We start from the raw sequence: 287 nt of genomic DNA, 5'->3' as shown, positions 1-287 counted from the left end.
GACAGCGCCTGCTCGCGGTCCGTGGCCAGCGCACTGGCGGTCATCGCGATGATGGGCAGGGAGCGCCAGCGAGGATCCTGGCGGATGTGCTGGGTGGCGCTGTAGCCGTCCATGCGGGGCATCTGACAGTCCATCAGCACGCCATCGGGGCGCTGCCCTCGCGCTTCCAGGTTGGCCAGGGTGTCGAGCGCGTCCTGGCCATCGCGCGCCAGCGAAACCCTCACGCCTGCCCGCTCCAGCAGCTCCATGGCCAGCTCCTGGTTCAAGGGCTGGTCCTCCACGAGCAA

Annotated in this window: 1 protein-coding gene; it reads right to left on the bottom strand. The window is 69.3% G+C overall.

The window, feature by feature from the left end; translation table 11 throughout:
* Nucleotides 1–266, bottom strand: a 266-nt coding sequence (locus B2W70_RS06505) for a response regulator (RefSeq protein WP_286743982.1), incomplete at its 3' end; no start/stop codon positions are given.
* Nucleotides 267–287: the final 21 nt, after the last annotated feature.

The sequence above is a fragment of the Aquabacterium sp. UBA2148 genome, assembly GCF_002328915.1.
In the GTDB taxonomy this organism is placed as follows: Bacteria; Pseudomonadota; Gammaproteobacteria; order Burkholderiales; family Burkholderiaceae_C; genus Aquabacterium; species Aquabacterium parvum.
Note: the sequence above shows the minus strand (reverse complement) of the source record. Positions and strands in the feature narration are given on the sequence as shown.